20 protein-coding genes are annotated in these 18,616 nt (G+C 65.7%); 5 read left to right on the forward strand and 15 right to left on the reverse strand.

Annotated elements, in window-relative coordinates; all coding sequences use genetic code 11:
• Positions 1–3 precede the first annotated feature (3 nt).
• The 3 genes from NGM06_RS15325 (at position 4) to tpiA (ending at position 1,755) form a co-directional block, all read left to right on the forward strand.
• Positions 4–258, forward strand: a complete 255-nt coding sequence (locus NGM06_RS15325; RefSeq protein ID WP_254267797.1) for a hypothetical protein — start codon at positions 4–6, stop codon at positions 256–258.
• A 122-nt stretch (positions 259–380) separates the two neighbouring features.
• The gene (locus NGM06_RS15330; RefSeq protein ID WP_254267798.1) at positions 381–908 is read left to right on the forward strand and encodes a multiprotein bridging factor aMBF1; all 528 of its coding nucleotides are present in this window, start codon (positions 381–383) and stop codon (positions 906–908) included.
• Between the two features lie 202 nt (positions 909–1,110).
• On the forward strand, positions 1,111–1,755 hold the full coding sequence (gene tpiA, locus NGM06_RS15335) for a triose-phosphate isomerase (protein ID WP_254267799.1): 645 nt from the start codon (positions 1,111–1,113) through the stop codon (positions 1,753–1,755).
• 24 nt (positions 1,756–1,779) lie between these two features.
• Here tpiA and NGM06_RS15340 read toward each other — a convergent pair whose 3' ends face one another.
• The 3 genes from NGM06_RS15340 to NGM06_RS15350 all read right to left on the reverse strand — a co-directional run bounded on the left by NGM06_RS15340 (position 1,780) and on the right by NGM06_RS15350 (position 4,206).
• Positions 1,780–2,052 carry a hypothetical protein gene (locus tag NGM06_RS15340; protein WP_254267800.1) on the reverse strand — a complete coding sequence of 91 codons (273 nt, stop codon included), beginning with the start codon at positions 2,050–2,052 and terminating at the stop codon, positions 1,780–1,782.
• Between the two features lie 23 nt (positions 2,053–2,075).
• On the reverse strand, positions 2,076–2,540 hold the full coding sequence (locus tag NGM06_RS15345) for a CBS domain-containing protein (RefSeq protein WP_254267801.1): 465 nt from the start codon (positions 2,538–2,540) through the stop codon (positions 2,076–2,078).
• A 103-nt stretch (positions 2,541–2,643) separates the two neighbouring features.
• Complete coding sequence (locus NGM06_RS15350) at positions 2,644–4,206, reverse strand: ATP-binding protein (protein ID WP_254267802.1); 1,563 nt, start codon at positions 4,204–4,206, stop codon at positions 2,644–2,646.
• 153 nt (positions 4,207–4,359) lie between these two features.
• Here NGM06_RS15350 and NGM06_RS15355 point away from each other — a divergent pair, with 153 nt between their 5' ends.
• Complete coding sequence (locus NGM06_RS15355) at positions 4,360–5,439, forward strand: PLP-dependent cysteine synthase family protein (protein WP_254267803.1); 1,080 nt, start codon at positions 4,360–4,362, stop codon at positions 5,437–5,439.
• Here the strand turns inward: NGM06_RS15355 and NGM06_RS15360 are convergent.
• From NGM06_RS15360 to cyaB, 7 genes are all read right to left on the reverse strand, one after another.
• On the reverse strand, positions 5,436–6,146 hold the full coding sequence (locus NGM06_RS15360) for a GIY-YIG domain-containing protein (RefSeq protein ID WP_254267804.1): 711 nt from the start codon (positions 6,144–6,146) through the stop codon (positions 5,436–5,438). The genes NGM06_RS15355 and NGM06_RS15360 overlap by 4 nt on opposite strands.
• A complete protein-coding gene (locus NGM06_RS15365) occupies positions 6,143–6,565 on the reverse strand; it encodes a DUF6884 domain-containing protein (RefSeq protein ID WP_368410448.1) in 423 nt (140 codons plus the stop codon). Before NGM06_RS15365 ends, NGM06_RS15360 begins: the two co-directional genes overlap by 4 nt.
• 70 nt (positions 6,566–6,635) lie before the next feature.
• A complete protein-coding gene (locus tag NGM06_RS15370; protein ID WP_254267806.1) occupies positions 6,636–7,094 on the reverse strand; it encodes a DUF5804 family protein in 459 nt (152 codons plus the stop codon).
• 52 nt (positions 7,095–7,146) lie between these two features.
• A complete protein-coding gene (locus tag NGM06_RS15375) occupies positions 7,147–7,641 on the reverse strand; it encodes a CHRD domain-containing protein (RefSeq protein WP_254267807.1) in 495 nt (164 codons plus the stop codon).
• A 62-nt stretch (positions 7,642–7,703) separates the two neighbouring features.
• Complete coding sequence (locus NGM06_RS15380) at positions 7,704–8,906, reverse strand: tRNA sulfurtransferase (RefSeq protein ID WP_254267808.1); 1,203 nt, start codon at positions 8,904–8,906, stop codon at positions 7,704–7,706.
• A 340-nt stretch (positions 8,907–9,246) separates the two neighbouring features.
• Positions 9,247–10,458, reverse strand: coding sequence for a methionine adenosyltransferase (locus NGM06_RS15385; RefSeq protein WP_254267809.1), 1,212 nt, complete (start codon positions 10,456–10,458; stop codon positions 9,247–9,249).
• 155 nt (positions 10,459–10,613) lie between these two features.
• On the reverse strand, positions 10,614–11,171 hold the full coding sequence (gene cyaB, locus NGM06_RS15390; RefSeq protein ID WP_254267810.1) for a class IV adenylate cyclase: 558 nt from the start codon (positions 11,169–11,171) through the stop codon (positions 10,614–10,616).
• Between the two features lie 279 nt (positions 11,172–11,450).
• Here cyaB and NGM06_RS15395 point away from each other — a divergent pair, with 279 nt between their 5' ends.
• Positions 11,451–14,003 (forward strand): PAS domain-containing protein, encoded by a 2,553-nt coding sequence (locus NGM06_RS15395; protein WP_254267811.1) that lies wholly within the window; start codon positions 11,451–11,453, stop codon positions 14,001–14,003.
• 127 nt (positions 14,004–14,130) lie between these two features.
• On the opposite strand, the gene NGM06_RS15400 is transcribed toward NGM06_RS15395, so the two are convergent.
• The 5 genes from NGM06_RS15400 to NGM06_RS15420 all read right to left on the reverse strand — a co-directional run bounded on the left by NGM06_RS15400 (position 14,131) and on the right by NGM06_RS15420 (position 18,599).
• Positions 14,131–15,204 carry a Gfo/Idh/MocA family protein gene (locus NGM06_RS15400; protein WP_254267812.1) on the reverse strand — a complete coding sequence of 358 codons (1,074 nt, stop codon included), beginning with the start codon at positions 15,202–15,204 and terminating at the stop codon, positions 14,131–14,133.
• Between the two features lie 131 nt (positions 15,205–15,335).
• Positions 15,336–15,539, reverse strand: coding sequence for a DUF8005 family protein (locus tag NGM06_RS15405; RefSeq protein ID WP_254267813.1), 204 nt, complete (start codon positions 15,537–15,539; stop codon positions 15,336–15,338).
• The gene (locus NGM06_RS15410) at positions 15,539–16,735 is read right to left on the reverse strand and encodes an ABC transporter ATP-binding protein (RefSeq protein ID WP_254267814.1); all 1,197 of its coding nucleotides are present in this window, start codon (positions 16,733–16,735) and stop codon (positions 15,539–15,541) included. The genes NGM06_RS15405 and NGM06_RS15410 overlap by 1 nt, the downstream gene beginning before the upstream one ends.
• A gap of 6 nt (positions 16,736–16,741) precedes the next feature.
• Positions 16,742–17,665, reverse strand: a complete 924-nt coding sequence (locus tag NGM06_RS15415; protein ID WP_254267815.1) for a carbohydrate ABC transporter permease — start codon at positions 17,663–17,665, stop codon at positions 16,742–16,744.
• Position 17,666: 1 nt separating this feature from the next.
• Complete coding sequence (locus tag NGM06_RS15420) at positions 17,667–18,599, reverse strand: carbohydrate ABC transporter permease (protein WP_368410494.1); 933 nt, start codon at positions 18,597–18,599, stop codon at positions 17,667–17,669.
• Between the last annotated feature and the right edge of the window lie 17 nt (positions 18,600–18,616).

Raw genomic sequence — 18,616 nt, forward strand, 5'->3', positions numbered from 1 at the left:
GTTATGACGGACGAACGACCGGGTGAATCGGGTATCAGCGTGGACCTGGACGACATACTACCGGCGAACAGCCACATCAGCATGGACGAGTTTCTCGAAGTCGCCGAGGAGGTGGACTCGCTGTTCGAGTTGAGCCGCGAGACGCGACTCTCGCGTGAGACCTGCCGACGGGTCCTGAAGTACTTCGAGCGGAGCGAGGAGGTCAAACAGGGGTTCAGTTATCTCCGCGACCAGCAGGACGACGACCGATTGCCGTAGACCCCGGTTCGTTCGATACGCGGACTCTCTGCGAGCGACCGGACGACGATACTCGAACGGACGGCCGTCGGACCGGTCACCACGGCGTGGAATTTAAGAGCGGCGACAGACTACCTTCCCTCATGGTACAGTGTGAGATGTGCGGTGCCGAGACGGGGTCCCCGAAGACCATCAAGGTCGAGGGGGCCGAGTTGGACGTTTGCGACAACTGCTCGGACTTCGGGACCGAGGTCAAGACGCAGGACACCTCCAGTTCCACCTCGACCAAGTACTCGACCTCCTCGTCGTCGGGGAGTTCCGGGTCGTCCTCCTCGTCGAGTACGTCTTCGAGTTCGTCCCAGTCGCGGCGCTCGGACATGTTCGACGACATGGACGAAATCGCGCAGGACTACGACGACCGCATCCGAAACGCCCGCGAGAGCGAGGGCATGACCCAAGAGGACCTCGCCGACGAACTCAACGAGAAGGCGAGCCTCATCCGGAAACTGGAGCGCGGCGACGTCCTCCCCAGCGACGAAGTACGCCAGAAACTCGAGAGCGAACTCGACATCCGGTTGACCGCCGGTAGCTCCGCCGACGACGAGGAGTGGAGCGGCGGCAGTTCGTCGGGCGAGTACACGCTCGGCGACGTGGTCAAGCGCAAGGACTAGAGACGCCGCGACGACGAAACAGGAGGACGGACCCGCTTCCGAGAGTCGTCGGCCGCACTCACGGCACGGTACTCCGCCCGCCGACCGTACGCCCGTTCGGTCGTTACGGTCGGTTTTATCCGTTCGCTTTTTCCACTCCGATAGCTGGTGTCTCTCGGGAAGTCTCGCAACCTATTAGTCGCGCCCGGCGGTCGGTTCGGACATGAAGGTCGTCGTCAATCTGAAAGCGTACCCGTGTGACCCGGTCGAAGTCGCCACCGCCGCCCGCGAGGTCAGCGACGCGTCGGGCGTGGACATCGCCGTCGCGCCGCAGGCCGCGCACCTCGAACGCGTCGCCGAGACGGGCGTCGAGACGTGGGCACAGCACGTCGGCCCGGTCGAACACGGCAGTCACACTGGTTCGACGCTGGCCGAGGCCGCCGCCGAGGCTGGCGCGACCGGAACCCTGCTCAACCACTCCGAGCGCCGCCTGAAACTCGCGGACATCGACGGCGCGCTCGACGCGGCCGAGCGCGCGGACCTCGAGACGTGCGTCTGCGCGAACAATCCCGACCAAATAGGGGCGGTCGCTGCGCTCGGCCCGGACGCCGTGGCCGTCGAACCCCCGGAACTCATCGGCACCGGCACGCCCGTCAGCAAGGCCGACCCCGACGTCGTCACCGACGCCGTCGAGGCCGCCGAGGCGGTAGACGACTCGGTAGCGGTGTACTGCGGCGCGGGAATCTCGACCGGCGAGGACCTGACCTCCGCGCGGGAGTTGGGCGCGGAGGGCGTCCTGCTGGCCAGCGGCGTGGCGAAGGCCGACGACCCGAAGGCGGCGCTGGAGGACTTGGTGGCTCCGCTGTAGAGACCGAGCAGACGAACCGCCGTACTACTCGGCGACGATTATCCAGTGGTCGTCGTCCTGCTTCTCCAGAATCGACTCCTCCCGCATCCGGACGACGTACCCCGTGACGGTGTTCTCCAGTTCGTGGTCGGCTTTCACGCGGACGAGGTTCCCGAGGACCCGCGCCGACGGCGGTTTCTGGGCCGCGCCGCAGTCGTAGATGGTCAGCAGTTCGGTCTCCCGCTCGTCGTAGACGACCACGTAGGCGTGCTGGGGAAGCCTCCACTCGTCCTCGCCCGCCCGAGCCAGCGTGTTCATGGGAACAGATAGCCGGAACCGACCTAAAACTCCCCCGGCGTGTGGCCCACCTGCTGGTCGTCTCCGTCGAGAGGGCGACCCTCCGCGTCCGACAACTCCCGGCCGCCCGACTGAATCCGCCGAACGTCGTCGAACAGGTCTCGGTGGTGCGTGGCGATGTCGGTGGTGGTCACGATGCCCTTCAGTTCGTCGTCAACCGTCACGGGGAGGTGCTTCGTCGCGTTTTCCTTCATCACCGCGACCGCCCGGACGACGGTGTCGTCGGGCCGAATCGTCACTACGGGATGGCTCACGACCGAGTCGAGCGGAATTCGGTCGTACGGCCGTCCCGTCGCGACCCCCGCGTACAGAATGTCGGACTTCGTGACGATGCCCGCGGGCGTCCCCGCGTGAGTCACGATTACACTGCCGACGCTGTGCCTGAGCATCTGGGTCGCCGCCTGCTGGACCGAAGAACCACTCTCGACCGTTACGACAGATTCAGTCATCAATTCCCTGACTAACATGTCTGGGTGATGGACGGTCCGGTCTTAAAAACCCCACTCGGATTTCTATCGACTGAGAACCGGCCTGCCGAGTCGCGGAGCGTCTCTACGCCGACTCCTCCGCTTCCACGTCGGGGAGTTCCGCGGCGACCTCCGACAGCGCCTCGCTCCGGGTGTCGTCGTCCATCTCGCCGTCGGTCAGCGCCGCGAGCAGACTCGGTAACGCGGCGACGTACTCGCCGTGCCCGGCGTGCTGGACGAACCCGCGCTGACGGAGCGTCCGGTTGTGGTTGTAGGCGAGTTCGCGGTCCTCCGCCCCGCCCGCCACGACGTGGGCCTCGACCGGACTCGCCGGTCCCTCGCCGAGGTAGTAGGCCAGCATCCCGCGCTCGACGGGGTCGAGCGCGTCGAGTTCCGCTCGAATCGCTTCGAGCGGTTCGCGGTCCCCGGAGTCGGTCTCGTCCGCTTCGGCCGGGTCGTCGTCCGTCTCGCTCTCGGCGTCCTCCGCCTCGGCCTGTTCGAAGCCGCCGAGGTCGGCCTGCTGGACCCGCTGGCCGCCGCCGACGACTCGCCCGCCCGAGTTCGCCCCGCCGGTATCGACGTAGGGGTTGGCGCGCTGGTTCCGGGAGGTGTCGAGCATCGCCTTGGCGAACTTGTCGGCGACCTCCTCCATCTCGCGGGCCTCCTCCAGTTGGCGTTCGAGGTCCTCGATGTGGTTCTCCTTCTCGCGGAGTTCCTGCTGGAGTTCCTCGATTCGGTCCTCCCTCCGGGACTCCTCCTCGCTTATCTCTCGGAGGTCGCTTACGAGGTCGTCGCTGACCGACTTGAGGTCGGGGCGCTCGAAGTCGTCGAGACCGGGGGTGGCCCCGGCGTCGAACGTCTGCTTGCGGTGGAACTTGACCCGGCGGGTCTCCTCGGACCAGTCGGTCGTCATGAACGCCTCGCCGTCGCCCATGTCCTCGATGGCGTCGGCGTACTCGGTGCCGAGGATGCGCCCGACGACGTTAGTGTCGTTGTTCCACGTGAGACGGTGCCACACCAACCAGTCGCACTGGGTGATGAAGTCCTTCTTCACGTCGGCCGGGCGCTGGCTGATGCCCGCGATGCCGAGTCCGTGCTTGCGCCCGCGCTTGCCGATCTTGATGAGCATCCGGCCGCACTCGTCCATCCCGCCGCCCTCGGGGATGTACTCGTGGACCTCCTCGACCACCATCAGGAACGGCTTCTTGAGCTTCTTCTCCTTCGCGAACAGCTGTTGGGCGACCGCCTTCAGCAGTTCCTTGCCGTCGTCCTCGTTCAGATAGCCCGACACGTCGAGGATGATGGGGACGTTCTCCTCCAACGCGAGCGACGCGAGTTTCTCGGCGTGCTGGGGTTCGACTTGGATGTCGCACTCCTCGTCGGCCCCCGCGTGGAGCAGTTCGTACTCCTCCTTGAGACCGTAGTACTCCCCGTCCGTGTCCACCAGCATCACCGGGTAGCCGCCGTCTAAGAGCTTCTCCGCGACGACGCTCATGGTGTTGGACTTTCCGGACCCGGACTTGCCGGTGATGAACGCCCGACCGGTCAGCACCTCCACGACGGGCAACTCGACCGGGTCGCCGGGTTCGCCGTCCTCGCCGCCCTTCCCGGCGCTCACCTCGGCCACGTCGATGGTCTCCTGGGACATCTCTTGGCGGCTACCTCTCACTGACCCCTCATAAACGGTCGGGGGTCGCGGGACCGGCGGGCCGGACTCCGAAAACCGGCAAATACTGACATTCCCGGCACGAAGTGTCGGCAGTCGCCATTCGTTTATACGTCGCCTGCGTAGACGGAGGTAATGAAGGATTCAATCCTCGACGCAGTGGGGTCGCCGCTCGTCAGCGTCTCTGCTCCCGAGGGCGCGACGATAGCGGCGAAAGTCGAGGGTTTCAACCCCGGCGGGTCGGCCAAGGACCGTCCCGCACGCGAGATGATAGCGGCCGCGGAGCGGGCGGGCGACGTCTCGCCGGGCGACCACCTCGTCGAACCCACGAGCGGCAACACCGGTATCGGTCTCGCCGTGGCGGCCGCCGCCCGCGGCTACGACCTCACCATCGTGATGCCCGCGTCGAAGTCACCCGAGCGTCGGAAACTGCTGCAGGCGTACGGTGCGAACCTCGAACTGGTCGAAGGCGAGATGGAGGACGCCCGCGAGCGCGCCGACCGACTCGCCGAGGCGGACGGCGTCGTCCAGATGGGGCAGTTCGCCAACCCCGCGAACGCCGAGGCCCACTACCGGACGACCGCCGAGGAGATACTCGAACAGGTCGAGGGCCGGGAAATCGACGCCTTCGTCGCCGGGGTCGGCACCGGCGGCACCATCACGGGCACCGCCTCGCGCCTGCTGGAGGAGTTCCCCGAGATGGAGGTGGTCGCGGTCGAACCCGAGCGCAACGCGGTCCTCTCGACCGGCGAGTCGGGCCACGACGAGTATCAGGGGATGGGACCGGGATTCGTCAGCGACCTGCTGGACACCGACCTCCTCACGAGCGTCGAGACGGTCGCGCTGGAGGACGCCGAACGCGAGGCCCGGCGACTCGCCCGCGAGGAGGGCATCCTCGTCGGCCAGTCGTCGGGCGCGGCGGCGGTCGCGGCCCGTCGCGTCGCCGAGCGCATCGCCGAACCCGAACTGAACTGCCCGGAGACCCCCGACGAAATCGAGGACCTCGTCGCCTCCGACGGCGGCGAATCGGGGTCGGCCGCAGGCACCGCTACCGAGGTTCAATCGGACGGCGGTGAGCACCTCGGTGAGGTGCGAGCCTCGTCGGGGCTGCGGCCCGACGGTGGCGCGCTCGACGGCTACGACGACTGCCCGCTGGTCGTGACGGTGTTCCCCGACAGCGGCGAGCGATACCTCTCGACCGGGATGTTCGACTAGCCGCCCATCTCGCCGACGTAGCGTTCGAGGACGTCCAGAAATGCGGGGTCGTAGTCTTCTTCGACGTGGTTCACGTTCCACAGGCCCGAGCGACGAATCTCCGGACTCGAACTGTTCGTCCCCAGCCACCGGGTATCACGGGAGTCGAGCGACTCGCGCCGATAGTTGCTCAGTAGCGCTATCGCGTTCTGTTCGACGTAGGCACGGTCACTCTCGGGACCCGGGTCGTCGTCTATCTCCACCCAGAGCAGCGGCATGCCGCGAACATAGAAGCTGACCCGCTTCTCCATGTCGTACTCCTCGTCTCTGAGTCCCTCTTTAGGGGCGCTAGAACCCTCACCCCAGTACGGATACTCGTCGGCCAACCCCTCGCGGTCGATGAGTGCTTCTCCGACTCGCAGTCGAAAGACGGAGCCTCGGTGGTTGCCTCCGTCCTCGTGACCGCCGCGGAACGTCCCGCGGTGGCTTCTGAGTCTGTCCCACAGCGTGGTACCGCTCCCCACCGAGACGGCGTGCGTACCGACTCGACAGACCCGGGGCTGGTCGTCGTTGGCGCGGGTCACTTCGCGAGCGAAGAAGAAGTACACGCCGCGCTCGGGCCAGTCCATACGGCCGGTCGAGTTCGCCAGAAAGCGGTATCCACCGACCCGCTCTCGAAGCTCGCGAAGTAGCTCGTAGAATCGGTCGAGGTCCGTTCGTCGAGTCATAGGTCCTCAATCTGTTCGTTGTACCACGCGAGCGACTCACCGTACCGAAGCCCCTCCGTCGGAATCTCGTACTCGACTTCACCGAGGGCCTCTAACAGCGGTTCGTAGTAGTCTTTTCCGGCGTGAATCACGAGTCGGTCGTCGGTCACGTTCTGCTGGCGGAGTTCCGTCACAACCTCGGAACCCCACTTGCGTCGCTCCTCGGCGTCGAGATCCGAAAGGGCGAGGTCGTACGGTTCTATCTTCGAACCATCGGGCTCTAGTAGACCGTGTTTAGCCGAGAGAACGTACCAACTATCGTGGAATCGCTCGCAGTGGTTACGAGCTTTCTCGAAGAGAACCGATTCCATGTAGAGCTCTTTCGGACGTTTTGCTTCTGATGATTTTGAACTCGAACAACTCACAAGACCGACAGCCATACGTCCACACACCCCAATGACAGTAGTTTAACCTTCCGGTCTTCCGGAACTGAGAAATCCGGACCGACTCTCAGCCGCCGAACTCGTCCTCGGCGACTCGGACGACGACGGTGTCCTCCACGTCCCGCAGGTCGTAGGTCGGTATCTCGCCGTCCTCGCGGCGGGCGACGAACATCGGTTCGACGAGTCGGCCTTCCGCGGTCAGGCCGTAAACCTTGAGATAGCGGTCTGTCGTCTCCGGTTCCACTCCGCCGTCCCGGACCGCCTCCGCGAGGTCACGCGAGAGCCACTCGGTCTCGCTCACACTCGGTTCGAGGACCAGCGAGTCGTCGGCGAACCGGACGAGATACCAGTTCAGGTCGTTCAACAGCGCCACCGCGGAGCCGAGGCTGATGGTTTCGACGGTCAGCGAGTTCTCGTACTCCTCCCGGAGGTCGTAGGTCGCCAGCGCCTCGCGGGCGGTCTCGCGCGAGACGAGTTCGGTGCGGAGGTCCACGCCCTCGGAACCGACGAGACAGACCTGAGTCACACGTCGTCGAAGGCACCACCGTCGTAAAGCGATTTCGTTCCGTGGCGAGGGCTCAGCCGTCGAGTGGCCGGATTTGTCCCCGAATCTCGCCCGCCGGACGCGCGGTGGTGTGGACGTTCACGTAGACGTTCTCCGCGCGCATCTGTTCGACCATGTCGGCGACGTCGGTCAGCGGCCATATCATCTCGTCGTCGGTCAGTCGCCCCGACGCGAGCAGGCCGGTCCTCGTCACCGGGTCCTGTGCTGGACCGAACAGGTACGCCACGACGTTACCGTTCAGGTCGGGCGGTCCCTTGTGGACGTGCGACTCCTCGACGTTCTCGACGTCGGCCACGACCAGCCAATAGTCGATGGCTCGCTCCTCCGGTCTGATTCTGAAGAGCGCGAAGCCGAAACCGTCGGTCTCCACCGGCGGGACCTCGTTCGCGCCGGTCAGCCACGCGCCGAACGTTTCGGTGCGGAGTCCTCGTCGCCGTCGGAGCGCCGACCGACCGAACGCGCCGGTTCCGAGCAGCGTCAGGACCCGCCGTCTGGATGTCCGTGTCATTCCCCTTCCCCCGACCGGAGGTCCGACGGTCGGCGTGAAAGCAGTTCCCCCGGGTTCGGGGGCTAAATGTCCACGAGGGTCGCGTTCGCGGCCGCCTCCTCGGCGCGCTCGAAGAGGTCGTCGGGTTCGGCGTTCTCCACGATTTCGAGCGTGGCGTTGGTCTCGGGGTAGTCGGGCGCGATGCGGTTGCATCCGGCCGGAATCGTCGAGTCGCGGAACGTGCCGATTCGGCGGGCGCGCTCGGTGATGTTGCTCTTGTCCATCGAGAGCAGGGGTCGGTGAATCGGGAGGTCGGCGGCCCGACTCGTCACGCCCAGATTCCGGGCGGTCTGCGAGGACTTCTGGCCGATTGCCTCCCCGGTCACGATTCCGGTTGCGTTCGTCTCGCGGGCGACGTGTTCGGCCACGCGGTACATGAACCGGCGGTAGACCAGCATTCGGGCGGGACCGACCTCCGCGGCGAGCAGGTCCATCACGTCGCCAGCGGGTACCTTCCGGACGCGCGTGTCGAAGTTCGGGGCGTAGTCGGCGAGACGCCGCACCGTCTCCATCGCGCGGGCCTCGTGGTCCGGCCCGCCGTAGTCGCCGAGTTCGAGGTAGACCGGGACGATCGGTGCCCCGCGCTTCATGACTTCCCACGCCGCCACGGGCGAGTCGATGCCGCCGCTGACCAGCGCGATTACCTTGGCCTGCGACCCGAGCGGGAGACCGCCCGGACCGGGCCGCTGCTCGGTGTAGACGAACGCTTCGTCCTCGCGACACTCGACGGAGAAAGTGACGTCGGGGTCGGTCAGGTCCACCTCGGGGTCGGGGAGTTGCTCGAAGACGGCCGCGCCGCCATCCCGTTCCAAGTCCTCGCTCGTGAAGGGGTGAGCGTCCGCGTTACCGGCGCGACGGGCGCGCACGGCGAACGTGTCGCCGAGGTCCTCGTCTCCGCGCGCCGCGGCGTCCGCGTACTCCCGGGCGGTCCCGGCCAGCGCGTCCACGATAGGTCCTTTCTCGGCCGGGACGACCGCCGCGGGACTGGCCGACCGCACGCCGAAGGTGTCGGCCGCGGCGTCGGTCGCGGCGTCCACGCTCTCGGCGTCGGCGTGGAGGAGGATGCGCGACCAGCGTCGTTCGACCTCGGCGTCCACGTCGCGGTCGCGAACGATGGCCTCGATGTTGTCCCGGAGCCGTCGCTCCATCTCTGCCTGAACCTTCCCGCTCTTGACGCCGATGTCGGCGTGGCGAACGAGGACGGTGTCGGCTCCCGGCGGTTTCATGGCCGGGGATAGACGCGAGGCGAATAAACGGGCTTCGGTTGCGAGGTGGGAAAACCGCCTCGTAACGCGAGGCGGGCAAACCACCTCGAACACTACGGAAAACCGCCTCGTAACGCGAGGCGGGCAAACCACCTCGAACACTACGGAAAACCGCCTCGTAACGCGAGGCGGGCAAACCACCTCGAACACTACGGAAAACCGCCTCGGACTGGCGGGGTCGAAACGGTCGCGCTATCACTTCGGCGCGGTTCGCGGTCCGGGGGCCGAAGAAGGTCCGAGTACGAGCGGTCGGTCAAAACGTCGGGAGACACCTCTCCCGTGCTCTGACGGCCGAATGCCGTCAGAACGTCGTGAGTTCGCCGTCGATGACGCGCTCGGTGATGGAGGTCACGTCGGCGAGTTCGCGGTCCACGATGTCCACCACGTCGCTCTCGATGTCCGAGAGGGCGACGCCCTCCTCGGTGACGATTTCGGCGTCGGCGACGTGCGGTTGGTCGATGGGGCGGCCGATCTGGCTGAGCAGGCGAATCCGGAGGTCCCGAATCCCGTCGACCTCGGCCACGACCGACTCGGCGATTTGGGTCCCGAGCAGGTTGTATATCTTCCCGATGTGGTTGACGGGGTTCTTGCCGGAGGTCGCCTCCATCGACATCGAGCGGTTGGGCGTGATGAGACCGTTCGAGCGGTTCCCGCGGCCGACCGACCCGTCGTCGCCCATCTCGGCGCTTGTGCCGGTGGTCGTGAGATAGACGCTCTCTTCGTCGGTTCCGTCGCCGTCGGCGGTGTTGACGTAGACGCTCACGTCGCGGTCGGTGTACTCGTGGGCCACGTCGCGGACGAATTCGCGCACGCTCTCGACCTCGTCGTCGTAGTCGGCGCGGTCCTCGACGTAGCGGTCTATCATCGCGGCCGCGACCGTGATGTCGATGGCGTCGCCCTCGCGCTTGCCCATTATCTTCACGTCCTGCCCCAGAGCGGGGTGTTCCTCGGCGAACTCGCCGTTGAGACGGCGCTCCGCGTTCAGCACGATTCGCTCGGTCTCGGTCAGGGGCGCGTGGCCCACGCCGAAACTCGTGTCGTTCGCCATCGGGACGGTCACGCCGTCCTCGCCGAAGACTTCTTTGAGGTCCCCGCTGCCCTCGCCCATCTTCACGTCCACGACGATGTCGGTGCCGAACTCGAGTTCGGGGAAGTTCTCGTCGAGGTAGTCGCGGGCGGCCTCCAGCGCGATGGTCTCGGTCGGGATGGTCTGGTCGCCGTACTGCGTGGTCGCGCGACCGACGATGAGGAGGTAGATTGGCTCTATCATCTCGCCGCCGCCGAACTGCGGGTTCGACCGTCCGGCGACCAGTTGTGTCTCGTCGGTGTTGTAGTGGAGGACTTTGCCGACCCGGTCGAGGTAGGCGTTGGCCAGCGCCTGCGAGACGCTCTCGGCGATACCGTCGCAGATGGAGTCGGGGTGTCCGAGTCCCTTTCGCTCTACAATCTCTATCTCTTGGTCCTCTACCGCGGGTCGGTCGATGGGTTCGACCTCGATGTTCCGGTCGGTCATTACTCCCACCTATCGGGTCACGGACTCTATAACTTGCGGAAACGAAGTCGGGTACCGGGAATTACCAACAGTTATCTCCCGAGTTAGCAGTAGTCTCACGTCGCGGTCGAACAGCGGGGTTGAGACCGTCCTCTCGGGGACCCTCACGGTCGGCGTTACTCGTCGGCGTCTTCGGCGTCGAGTAGGAGACCGAGATAGGAGGTCCGAATCTGGTCGTCGGGGTCGAGACCGAGGTCCCGTAGAATCTCGAACGCGTCCTCGCGGGCCGACTCGACGGAGTCCTCGCCGGAAACTTCGGTCTCGACTTCCACGAACTCGCCGAGTCCGGTCACCGAATCGAGCGTGACCGTGAACCCGTCGAGCGCGAACCGCTCGCGCTCCTTCCGGACGGTCGCCGCCGGGTCGAACCCGAGCGCCGAGAGGATGTCGGCGGTAGCCCCGCCGTCCTCGACGCCGGTCTGGACCTCCCGACGGGTCTTCGACTCGGTCTCGACGAGGGGACCTTTGTAGGTGAGTTCCGCGAACGACTCGGCGTCCACCGGGGTCTCGCGGCGGACGCGCAGGGCCTCGTCGGTCTCGGCGAACTCGCGGTGGGGCGCGTCGTAGTATGTGTCCTCCTGGGTGACTTCGTTCACCGGTTCGGCCCCGCGTTCGACGAGGCGCTCGCGGACGCTGGCGTGGTCTGTTCGGACCTTCACTTCGACCTCGTACATGCTACGCGGTGGTTCGGTCCTCCGGGGTTTCGGGGTTGCGCTTTCTGAGCGTCCTGCGCTTCTGCTCGGTCCGACTCACGCGGTCCGGTCGCGCGAGACATCTCATGAACCGCACTCGTTGCGCCCAGCGCCGATACGCGAACCGGCGCGCTCGCCGTGAGGCGGAGATGTCCGACTCTCGTCCCGGACCAGTCGTTCTAGCTACTCCGGATATCGGAGGCCGTGACCGAATTTCCCACGAGGGAAATTCTTATGCGCTCTACAACCGAACGGAGGACAATGGATTCCGGTCGGATTACGACCGACGACGTGCTCGCCATCTGTGACGAGAAGGCGCTGGTCCGCGAACCCGTCACGACGAACGATATCGCGGAGGAATTAGACTGTACCCGGCGCACCGCGTACAACAAACTCGACGAGTTGGCCGAGCGCGGCGACGTCCGGAGCAAGAAGGTCGGTTCGCGGAGTCGCGTGTGGTGGCGACCCGCGGACCCCGAACGGCTCTCGGACGGTGCGGTCGCTGCCCATCCGGAGCGTGGTACCTCCGACGACGCTCTCGAAGCGACTCCCGTCACGCTCGAAGGCATCGTCTCGGACGCCGCCGAGCGCCAGCGCCTCGAAACCGAACTCGCGGAGGTCTTCGGTCGCATTTCGGACGGCTTCTACGCGCTGGACGACCGGTGGCAGTTCACCCACGTCAACGAACGCGCCGAGGAACTCATCGACTATCGGGGCGAGGGTCTCGTCGGCCGGGACTTCTGGGAGGTGTTCGAGTGGGCCGCCGAGTCGAAACTCGGCGAGGAGTACCGGACCGCGATGCGGACCCAAGAGCCGACCACCTTCGAGTTCTACTACCCCGAACCGCTGGCGTCGTGGTACGAGGTCCACGCGTATCCCTCGGAGACCGGCCTGTCGGTGTACTTTCAGGACGTCAGCGAGCGCAAGGAGCGCGAACGGAAACTCGACGAGAGCGAGCGCCGCTACCGCGCCCTCGTCGAACACTTCCCGAACGGTGCGGTCGCCCTCGTCGACCGGGACCTACGCTACCGCACCGTCGGCGGTACTCCCCACGACGTCGCAGACGTCACGGCCGACGAGATAGCGGACCAGACGGTTCGGGAGGCGCTCCCGCCGACGCTGGCCGACGAACTCGTCCCGCGGTACGAGACCGCCTTGGAGGGCGAGTCGAGTACGTTCGAGGCCGCGTTCGAGGGCCGAACCTTCGAGTTCCGTGTCGTACCGATTCGGGACGACGACGGCGACATCTTCGCGGCGCTGGGGATGTCTCAGGACGTCACCGAACGCGTCGAAGCCGAGCGGAAACTGGCGGAGTCCGAGCGCCGGTACCGGACGCTGGTCGAACACTTCCCGAACGGGGCGGTCGCGCTCTTCGACGAGGACATCCAGTACACGGTCACCGGCGGGGAGGTTCTGGACGACATCAGCGTTTCTGCCGACGAGGTCATCGGTCAGACAGTCTCGGAACGCTATCCCGCGGCGGTCGCGGACCAACTCGAACCGAGGTTCCGGGCCGCCCTCGACGGCGAGACGAGCACCTTCGAGTTCGAGTTACACGACCGGCACTGGCTGGCACACACGGTCCCGGTCAGCGACGACGACGGCGACGCTTCCGCGGGCATACTGATAGTGCAGGACATCACCGAGCGTATCGAGCGCGAGCAGGCGCTCCGCAAGAACAAGAATCAGCTTCGGGCGCTCGTCGAACTGCTCCCGGTCGCCGTCTTCGTGGCCGAGGCGGACGGTCGCATCGTCGAGTGGAACGAGGCCGCCGAGGAAATCTGGGGCGGGGAGGTCGCCGAGTCCGAGTCGGTCGCCGAGTACGAGGAGTACGACGGCTGGTGGGCCGACACGGGCGAACCCCTCGACCCCGAGGAGTGGCCGCTCGCTCGGGCGCTACGGGGCGAGGAGGTCACGGACCCCGCCGTGGTCGAAATCGAGGGGTTCGACGGAGAGCGTCGCACCGTCCTGAACCACGGCATGCCGGTCCGGGACGCGGACGGCGAAGTCAATCGCGCGGTCGTCACCCTGACCGACGTCACCGAGCGCGAGGAGCGCAAGCGGCGACTGCAGGAGCAGAACGAGCGACTCGAATCGTTCGCCAGCATGCTGGCTCACGAACTTCGGAACCCGGTCACGGTCGGCCAGATATACAGCCAGCAGTTATCGGTCGATGCGGACTCGGAGGAAGCCGGTGTAGACACGGAAGCGGTCGAGTACGTCACTGAGGCGTTCGACCGCATCGAGGACATCATCGACGTCATGCTGGTGTTGACGCGGGGCCGCGAGGCGGTCGGCGAGCAGACGCCGGTGGACCTCGCGGACGTGGCGAGAGCGGGGTGGGCCGAGGTGGACGCCCCCGAGGCGACCCTCGACGTCGCTCTGGACCTCGAAATGTGCGCCGACGAGACGTACATCCGACACCTGTTCCGGAACCTGTTCGAGAACGCCGTCGAACACGGTTCGACGAGTCCTCGTTCGCAGGCTCACGAGGACGCCGTGGAGCATGGCTCCACGGGCAATCGTCCGCAGGACGATGACACCGTCGAACACGGCGGAAGCGGCGTCACGATTACGGTCGGCGAACTCCCGTCGGGGTTCTACGTGGCCGACGACGGGTGCGGTATCCCCGCCGACGACTGGGACACCGTGTTCGAGGCGGGGTACACGACCGCGGGCGAACACGGTGGAACCGGGTTGGGACTGGCGTTCGTCCGGGAGTTGGCCGAGGTGTACGAGTGGGAGTGCGCGGTGACCGAGAGCGCGGACGGCGGGGCGCGGTTCGAGTTCAGGAACGTCGAACGCGACCGATGACGAGTCGGGTCGGTCCCGCTGTGGGCCTGCTCTGGCCGAACGTCTCCCGACGTTCGCGGAGAACTGTGACGCTCGCGGGTCCCGGCCGAGAAACGGAGACGAGAGTCGCCGGGAGCGACGAAGTGGACTACCCTAACTGAACCGCGCGCTGTTGCTCGTGAGACCGATAGATACCGTCGATGACGCGCTGGACTTCGAGCGCCTGCTCGACCGTGTTGCGGGCCGGAGCGACGCCGTCGCGGACCGCCTCGAAGAAGACGCGCTGTTCGGCCTTGTGCGGGTCCTCGTGGCGGGTCTGAATCTCGGAGTCCGAGAAGTGGTCGGTTCCCTGTCGGCCCGACTCGTAGATGGTCAGCGAGTCGTCGGCCTTGTCGAAGTTCGCGCCCGCCTCGGTCCCTCGGACGACGAACTCCTCGTTCGGCGAGCGGTTGGCGGCCCACGCCACTTCCAGCGAGAACGTCTTGCCGCCCTCGCACCGGACGAACGCGCTGACGGAGTCGTCCACCGAGAACTCGCCGGAGTTGGTGTCCTCGCCCCACATCTCGAGGTAGGCGTAGTCGTCGCGCGACCCGAACTGCGACCGGATGGTGCCCGACACTTCCTGCACCGTCGGGAAGTCGTGGAAGTGGAGCGCGAGGTCGATGGCGTGGACGCCGATGTCGATGAGCGCGCCGCCGCCCGCTATCTCTTGGTTGGTGAACCACGACCCGCGGCCCGGAATCCCGCGCCGCCGGATGAAGTTGGCCTCGACGTGGCGGGTCCGGCCGAACCGACCCTCTTCCTGATACGACTTGACGACCTCGACCGGGTTCCGGAACCGGTTGTGGAACCCGACCATGCAGAAGCCATCGGCGTTGCGGGCCGCCTCCGCGATGCGCTCGGCGCTCTCCAGCGAGTGGGCGAGGGGTTTCTCCAGTAGCACGTCGAGTCCCGACTGGAGGGCCGCCACCGCGTACTCCTCGTGGAACTTGTTGGGCGTCGTGACGATGACGGCGTCCACCGCCGTCCCGTAGAGTTCCTCGTAGTTCTCGAAGGATTCGACGCCGTACTTCTCGGCGAAGCGGGCGCGCGCGTCGGGGTTGATGTCCACGCCGCCGACGATTTCGATGCCGCCGAGGTCGAGGAGACGGTCGGCGTGATAGTGACCGATGTTCCCGAGACCGACGAAGCCGACTCGGACCGGCTCATTCGTTCTAGACATAGTTACTAGTGGTAGCCAACCGTGAGTCGTTGTTAGGTTTTTCTGTTCGGTGGTCTATCAGGATTCGGGAACCTGACGCGGCGTGATACGTCGGTTGCGCTACGTCCGGCGTCGTCCGACCGCCGTGCATCTCAGTAGAGTTGCCGCTCGGTCTCGTCCCGTTCTGTCTCGCGTTCCGCCTCTCGTTCGGCGCTCCGTCGTGCGGACAGCCACGCCCGAATCGCGGGGAGGAACTTGCGCTTGCAGTCGAGCGCGAACGAGACGATGCCGTACGCCCAGAAGAAGAACAGCACCGTCCCGCCGACCAGATAGAACCACCCGAGGGGCGTGACCATCAGTCGTCGCCCTCCGCTTCCCGCTCGGTCTCTCGCGTGCCCGGTTCGACCGCCGCGAAGTCGAGGGTGTGACTGATGGCGTCGCCCGACTGGGTGTCGAAGAGGTGGACGCGCTCGCGGTCCAGAACCACCTCGACGTCCTCTTCGGACTCGATGTCCGAGGAGGGGTCGATGCTCATCAGGAGTTGGTTCTCGGCCCCTGCGGGGTCGCCCTCCATACTCGTGTCGGCCGCCTCGCCGGTCAACAGGTAGACGAATATCTCGTCGCCCATCGGCTCCAACACGTCGGTCCTCGCGGGGATGGGTTGGGTCGGATTACTGATGTCCCCGCCGGTGTGGTCGAGGTAGACGTCCTCGGGTCGGACCCCGAGCGTGAGGTGGTCGCCCTCCGCGACTCCCGGCAACTGTCCGGGGTCGAAGTCCACGTCGAAGTTGGGCGTCGTGAGACCGGTGGCGGTGACCTCGCCCTCGACGAAGTTCATCGAGGGCGACCCGATGAACCCCGCGACGAAGAGGTTCGCGGGTTCGTTGTAGCAGACCAGCGGTGGGGCGATCTGTTGGAGTTGACCCCCGTCGATGACCGCGATGCGGTCGGACATCGTCATCGCCTCGGCTTGGTCGTGAGTGACGTAGATGATGGTGGTGTCCAGTTCCTTGTGGAGGCGCTGGAGTTCCGTCCGCATGTGGACTCTGAGCTTCGCGTCGAGGTTCGCCAGCGGTTCGTCCATCAGGAACACCTCGGGTTCGCGCACGATTGCCCGCGCGATGGCGACGCGCTGGCGCTGCCCGCCCGAGAGCTCGTCCGGCATCCGTTCGAGCATCCCCTCCAACTGGACGATGTCGGTCGCGCGCTCGACGCGGCGCTCGATCTCGTCCTTCGGGTAGTCGCGCAGCCGCAGGCCGAAACTGATGTTCTCGTACACGTCCATGTGCGGGAACAGCGCGATGTTCTGGAACACCATCGCGATGCCCCGGTCCTTCGGCGGCAGGTTCGTGACGTCCCTGTCGGCGATGGTGATGGTCCCCTCGCTGGGGAGGGTCAACCCCGCGATGGTCTCCAGCGTCGTGGACTTGCCGCACCCCGAGGGACCGACGAGCGTGACGAACTCGCCGTCCTCGATTTCGAGGTTCATGTCGTCGACCGCCGTTACGTCCGCGTAGCGTTTCGTGACGCCGTCTAAGATAACTTTACCCATTGTGAATCACTCCTTGAGCGCTCCCGCGGTCAGTCCGCTGACTATCTTCTCCTGTGCCACGACCACGAGGATGGCGACGGGCAGGACCCCGACGATGCTCGCGGCCGCCATGAGGTTGTACAGTTGGGTGTACTGGCCCTGATAGCTCAGGATGCCCCACACGATGGGTGCCCAACTGCGCGCCTCGCCCGAGGTCATCAGGAACGAGAAGAAGAACTCGTTGTACACCGAGATGAACGTCAGCACCCCCGCCGTCGCCACGCCCGGTGCCGACAGCGGCATGATGACCCGGAACAGCGCGCCCAGACGCGTCGTCCCCTCGATTCGCGCGGCGTCCTCCAACCCGTCCGGAATCTGGCCGTAGAACGTCGAGAGGATGAAGATGGACAGCGGCATGAACAGCGCGCTGAACGGCAGTATCATGGCGAACGGCGTGTTGAACAGGCTCGGACTCGACACGCCCAGCACGGAGACGTTGCCGGTGAACAGCCGGAACAGCGGGATGATGAACGCCGCTGGCGGGAAGTACGACACCGCCAGTATCAGCAGCATCAGCGGTCCCTTCCCCGGGAAGTCGAGTCTGCCGAACACGTAGCCCGCGAGACTCGCCAGTATCAGCACGACGACCGTCGTGGCGATGCCCAGCACGAAGCTGTTGAACATGTAGATGTGGAACGGCACCTTCGTGAACACCGTCACGAACGCCTCCGGATTGAACCCGTGTGGCACCGGCGGGAAGCCGAAACTGGTGATGGCCTCGTTGGGAGTGAGCGCCAGCACCAGTAGCCAGTAGAACGGGAACAGCGTCGTGAACAGGAAGAACAGCATGGCGACGTAGAACATCGCCCTGTACACCTTCTTGGGGTTCTGTATCGCCGAGTTCACCCACCGCGAGAACGCGCCTCGACTGGAATCTGTTTCCGTAGCCATGTTATCCTCCCGTCTCCGTGTCCGCGTACTTGACGATGTACACCGAGACCACGAGACCGATGAGTCCCGCCGTGATGAACGCCACCGCCGCCGACGTGCCGTACATCCGCGACCCGCGGAAGGTCGTGACCACCAGACACGACAGCGACGGCACCGTGTTACATCCTACGACCGTCTCGATGAGGCCGTAGATTCGCATCGCGCCGATGGTCCGGAACAGCATCGCCACCAGCACCGACGGCAGGACCAGCGGCAGGGTTATCATCTTGAACTGCTGGTACTTCGAGGCCCCCGCGACTCTCCCCACGTCGTAGAGGCTCCGGTCCACGCTCTGGAGTCCCGCGAGGATGATGAGCGCCATGAACGCCGAAGTCTTCCAGACGTCGGCGACGATGAGTATCAGCATCGACTCCGACGGGGTCGATAGCGGCGTGAATCCGAGGATTCCGAGTTGGTTGAGGAACGCCGGGTTCTCCGGCGTGCCGACGAGGAACCCGATGCCCGGCTGGAACATCAGGAAGAAGATCATCCCCTGAATCACGATGGGCACCGCCCACGGGATGATGATAGCGACCCGGACCCACCGTCGCCCGCGGAAGTCCTGGTCGAGGACCAGCGCCTGTGCGAACCCCACGATGGTCTCGAAGAAGACGCTGAACAGCGTGAAGATGAGCGTCACGGTGAGCGCGCTCCTGAACGGCGTCGAGAGGTCGAAGAACGGCCGGACCAACAGCGCGTTGCGCTCGCCCGTCAACAGCGCGACGTAGTTCTGCAGACCCACGAACTCGCCGAGCGGAGCGCTCCCGACGAGGTTGTCGGCGTACAGCGACATCCGGAAGGTGCTCAGTAGCGGCCAGAACGCGATGAGTCCGAGCAACAGCAGTACCGGCGTCAGCAGCAGGTACGCGAACTGCGTGTCGCTCAGGTTCTCCATCCAGCGCACTGCCGAGA

It is taken from the genome of Halorussus aquaticus, assembly GCF_024218795.1.
Lineage (GTDB): Archaea > Halobacteriota > Halobacteria > Halobacteriales > Haladaptataceae > Halorussus > Halorussus aquaticus.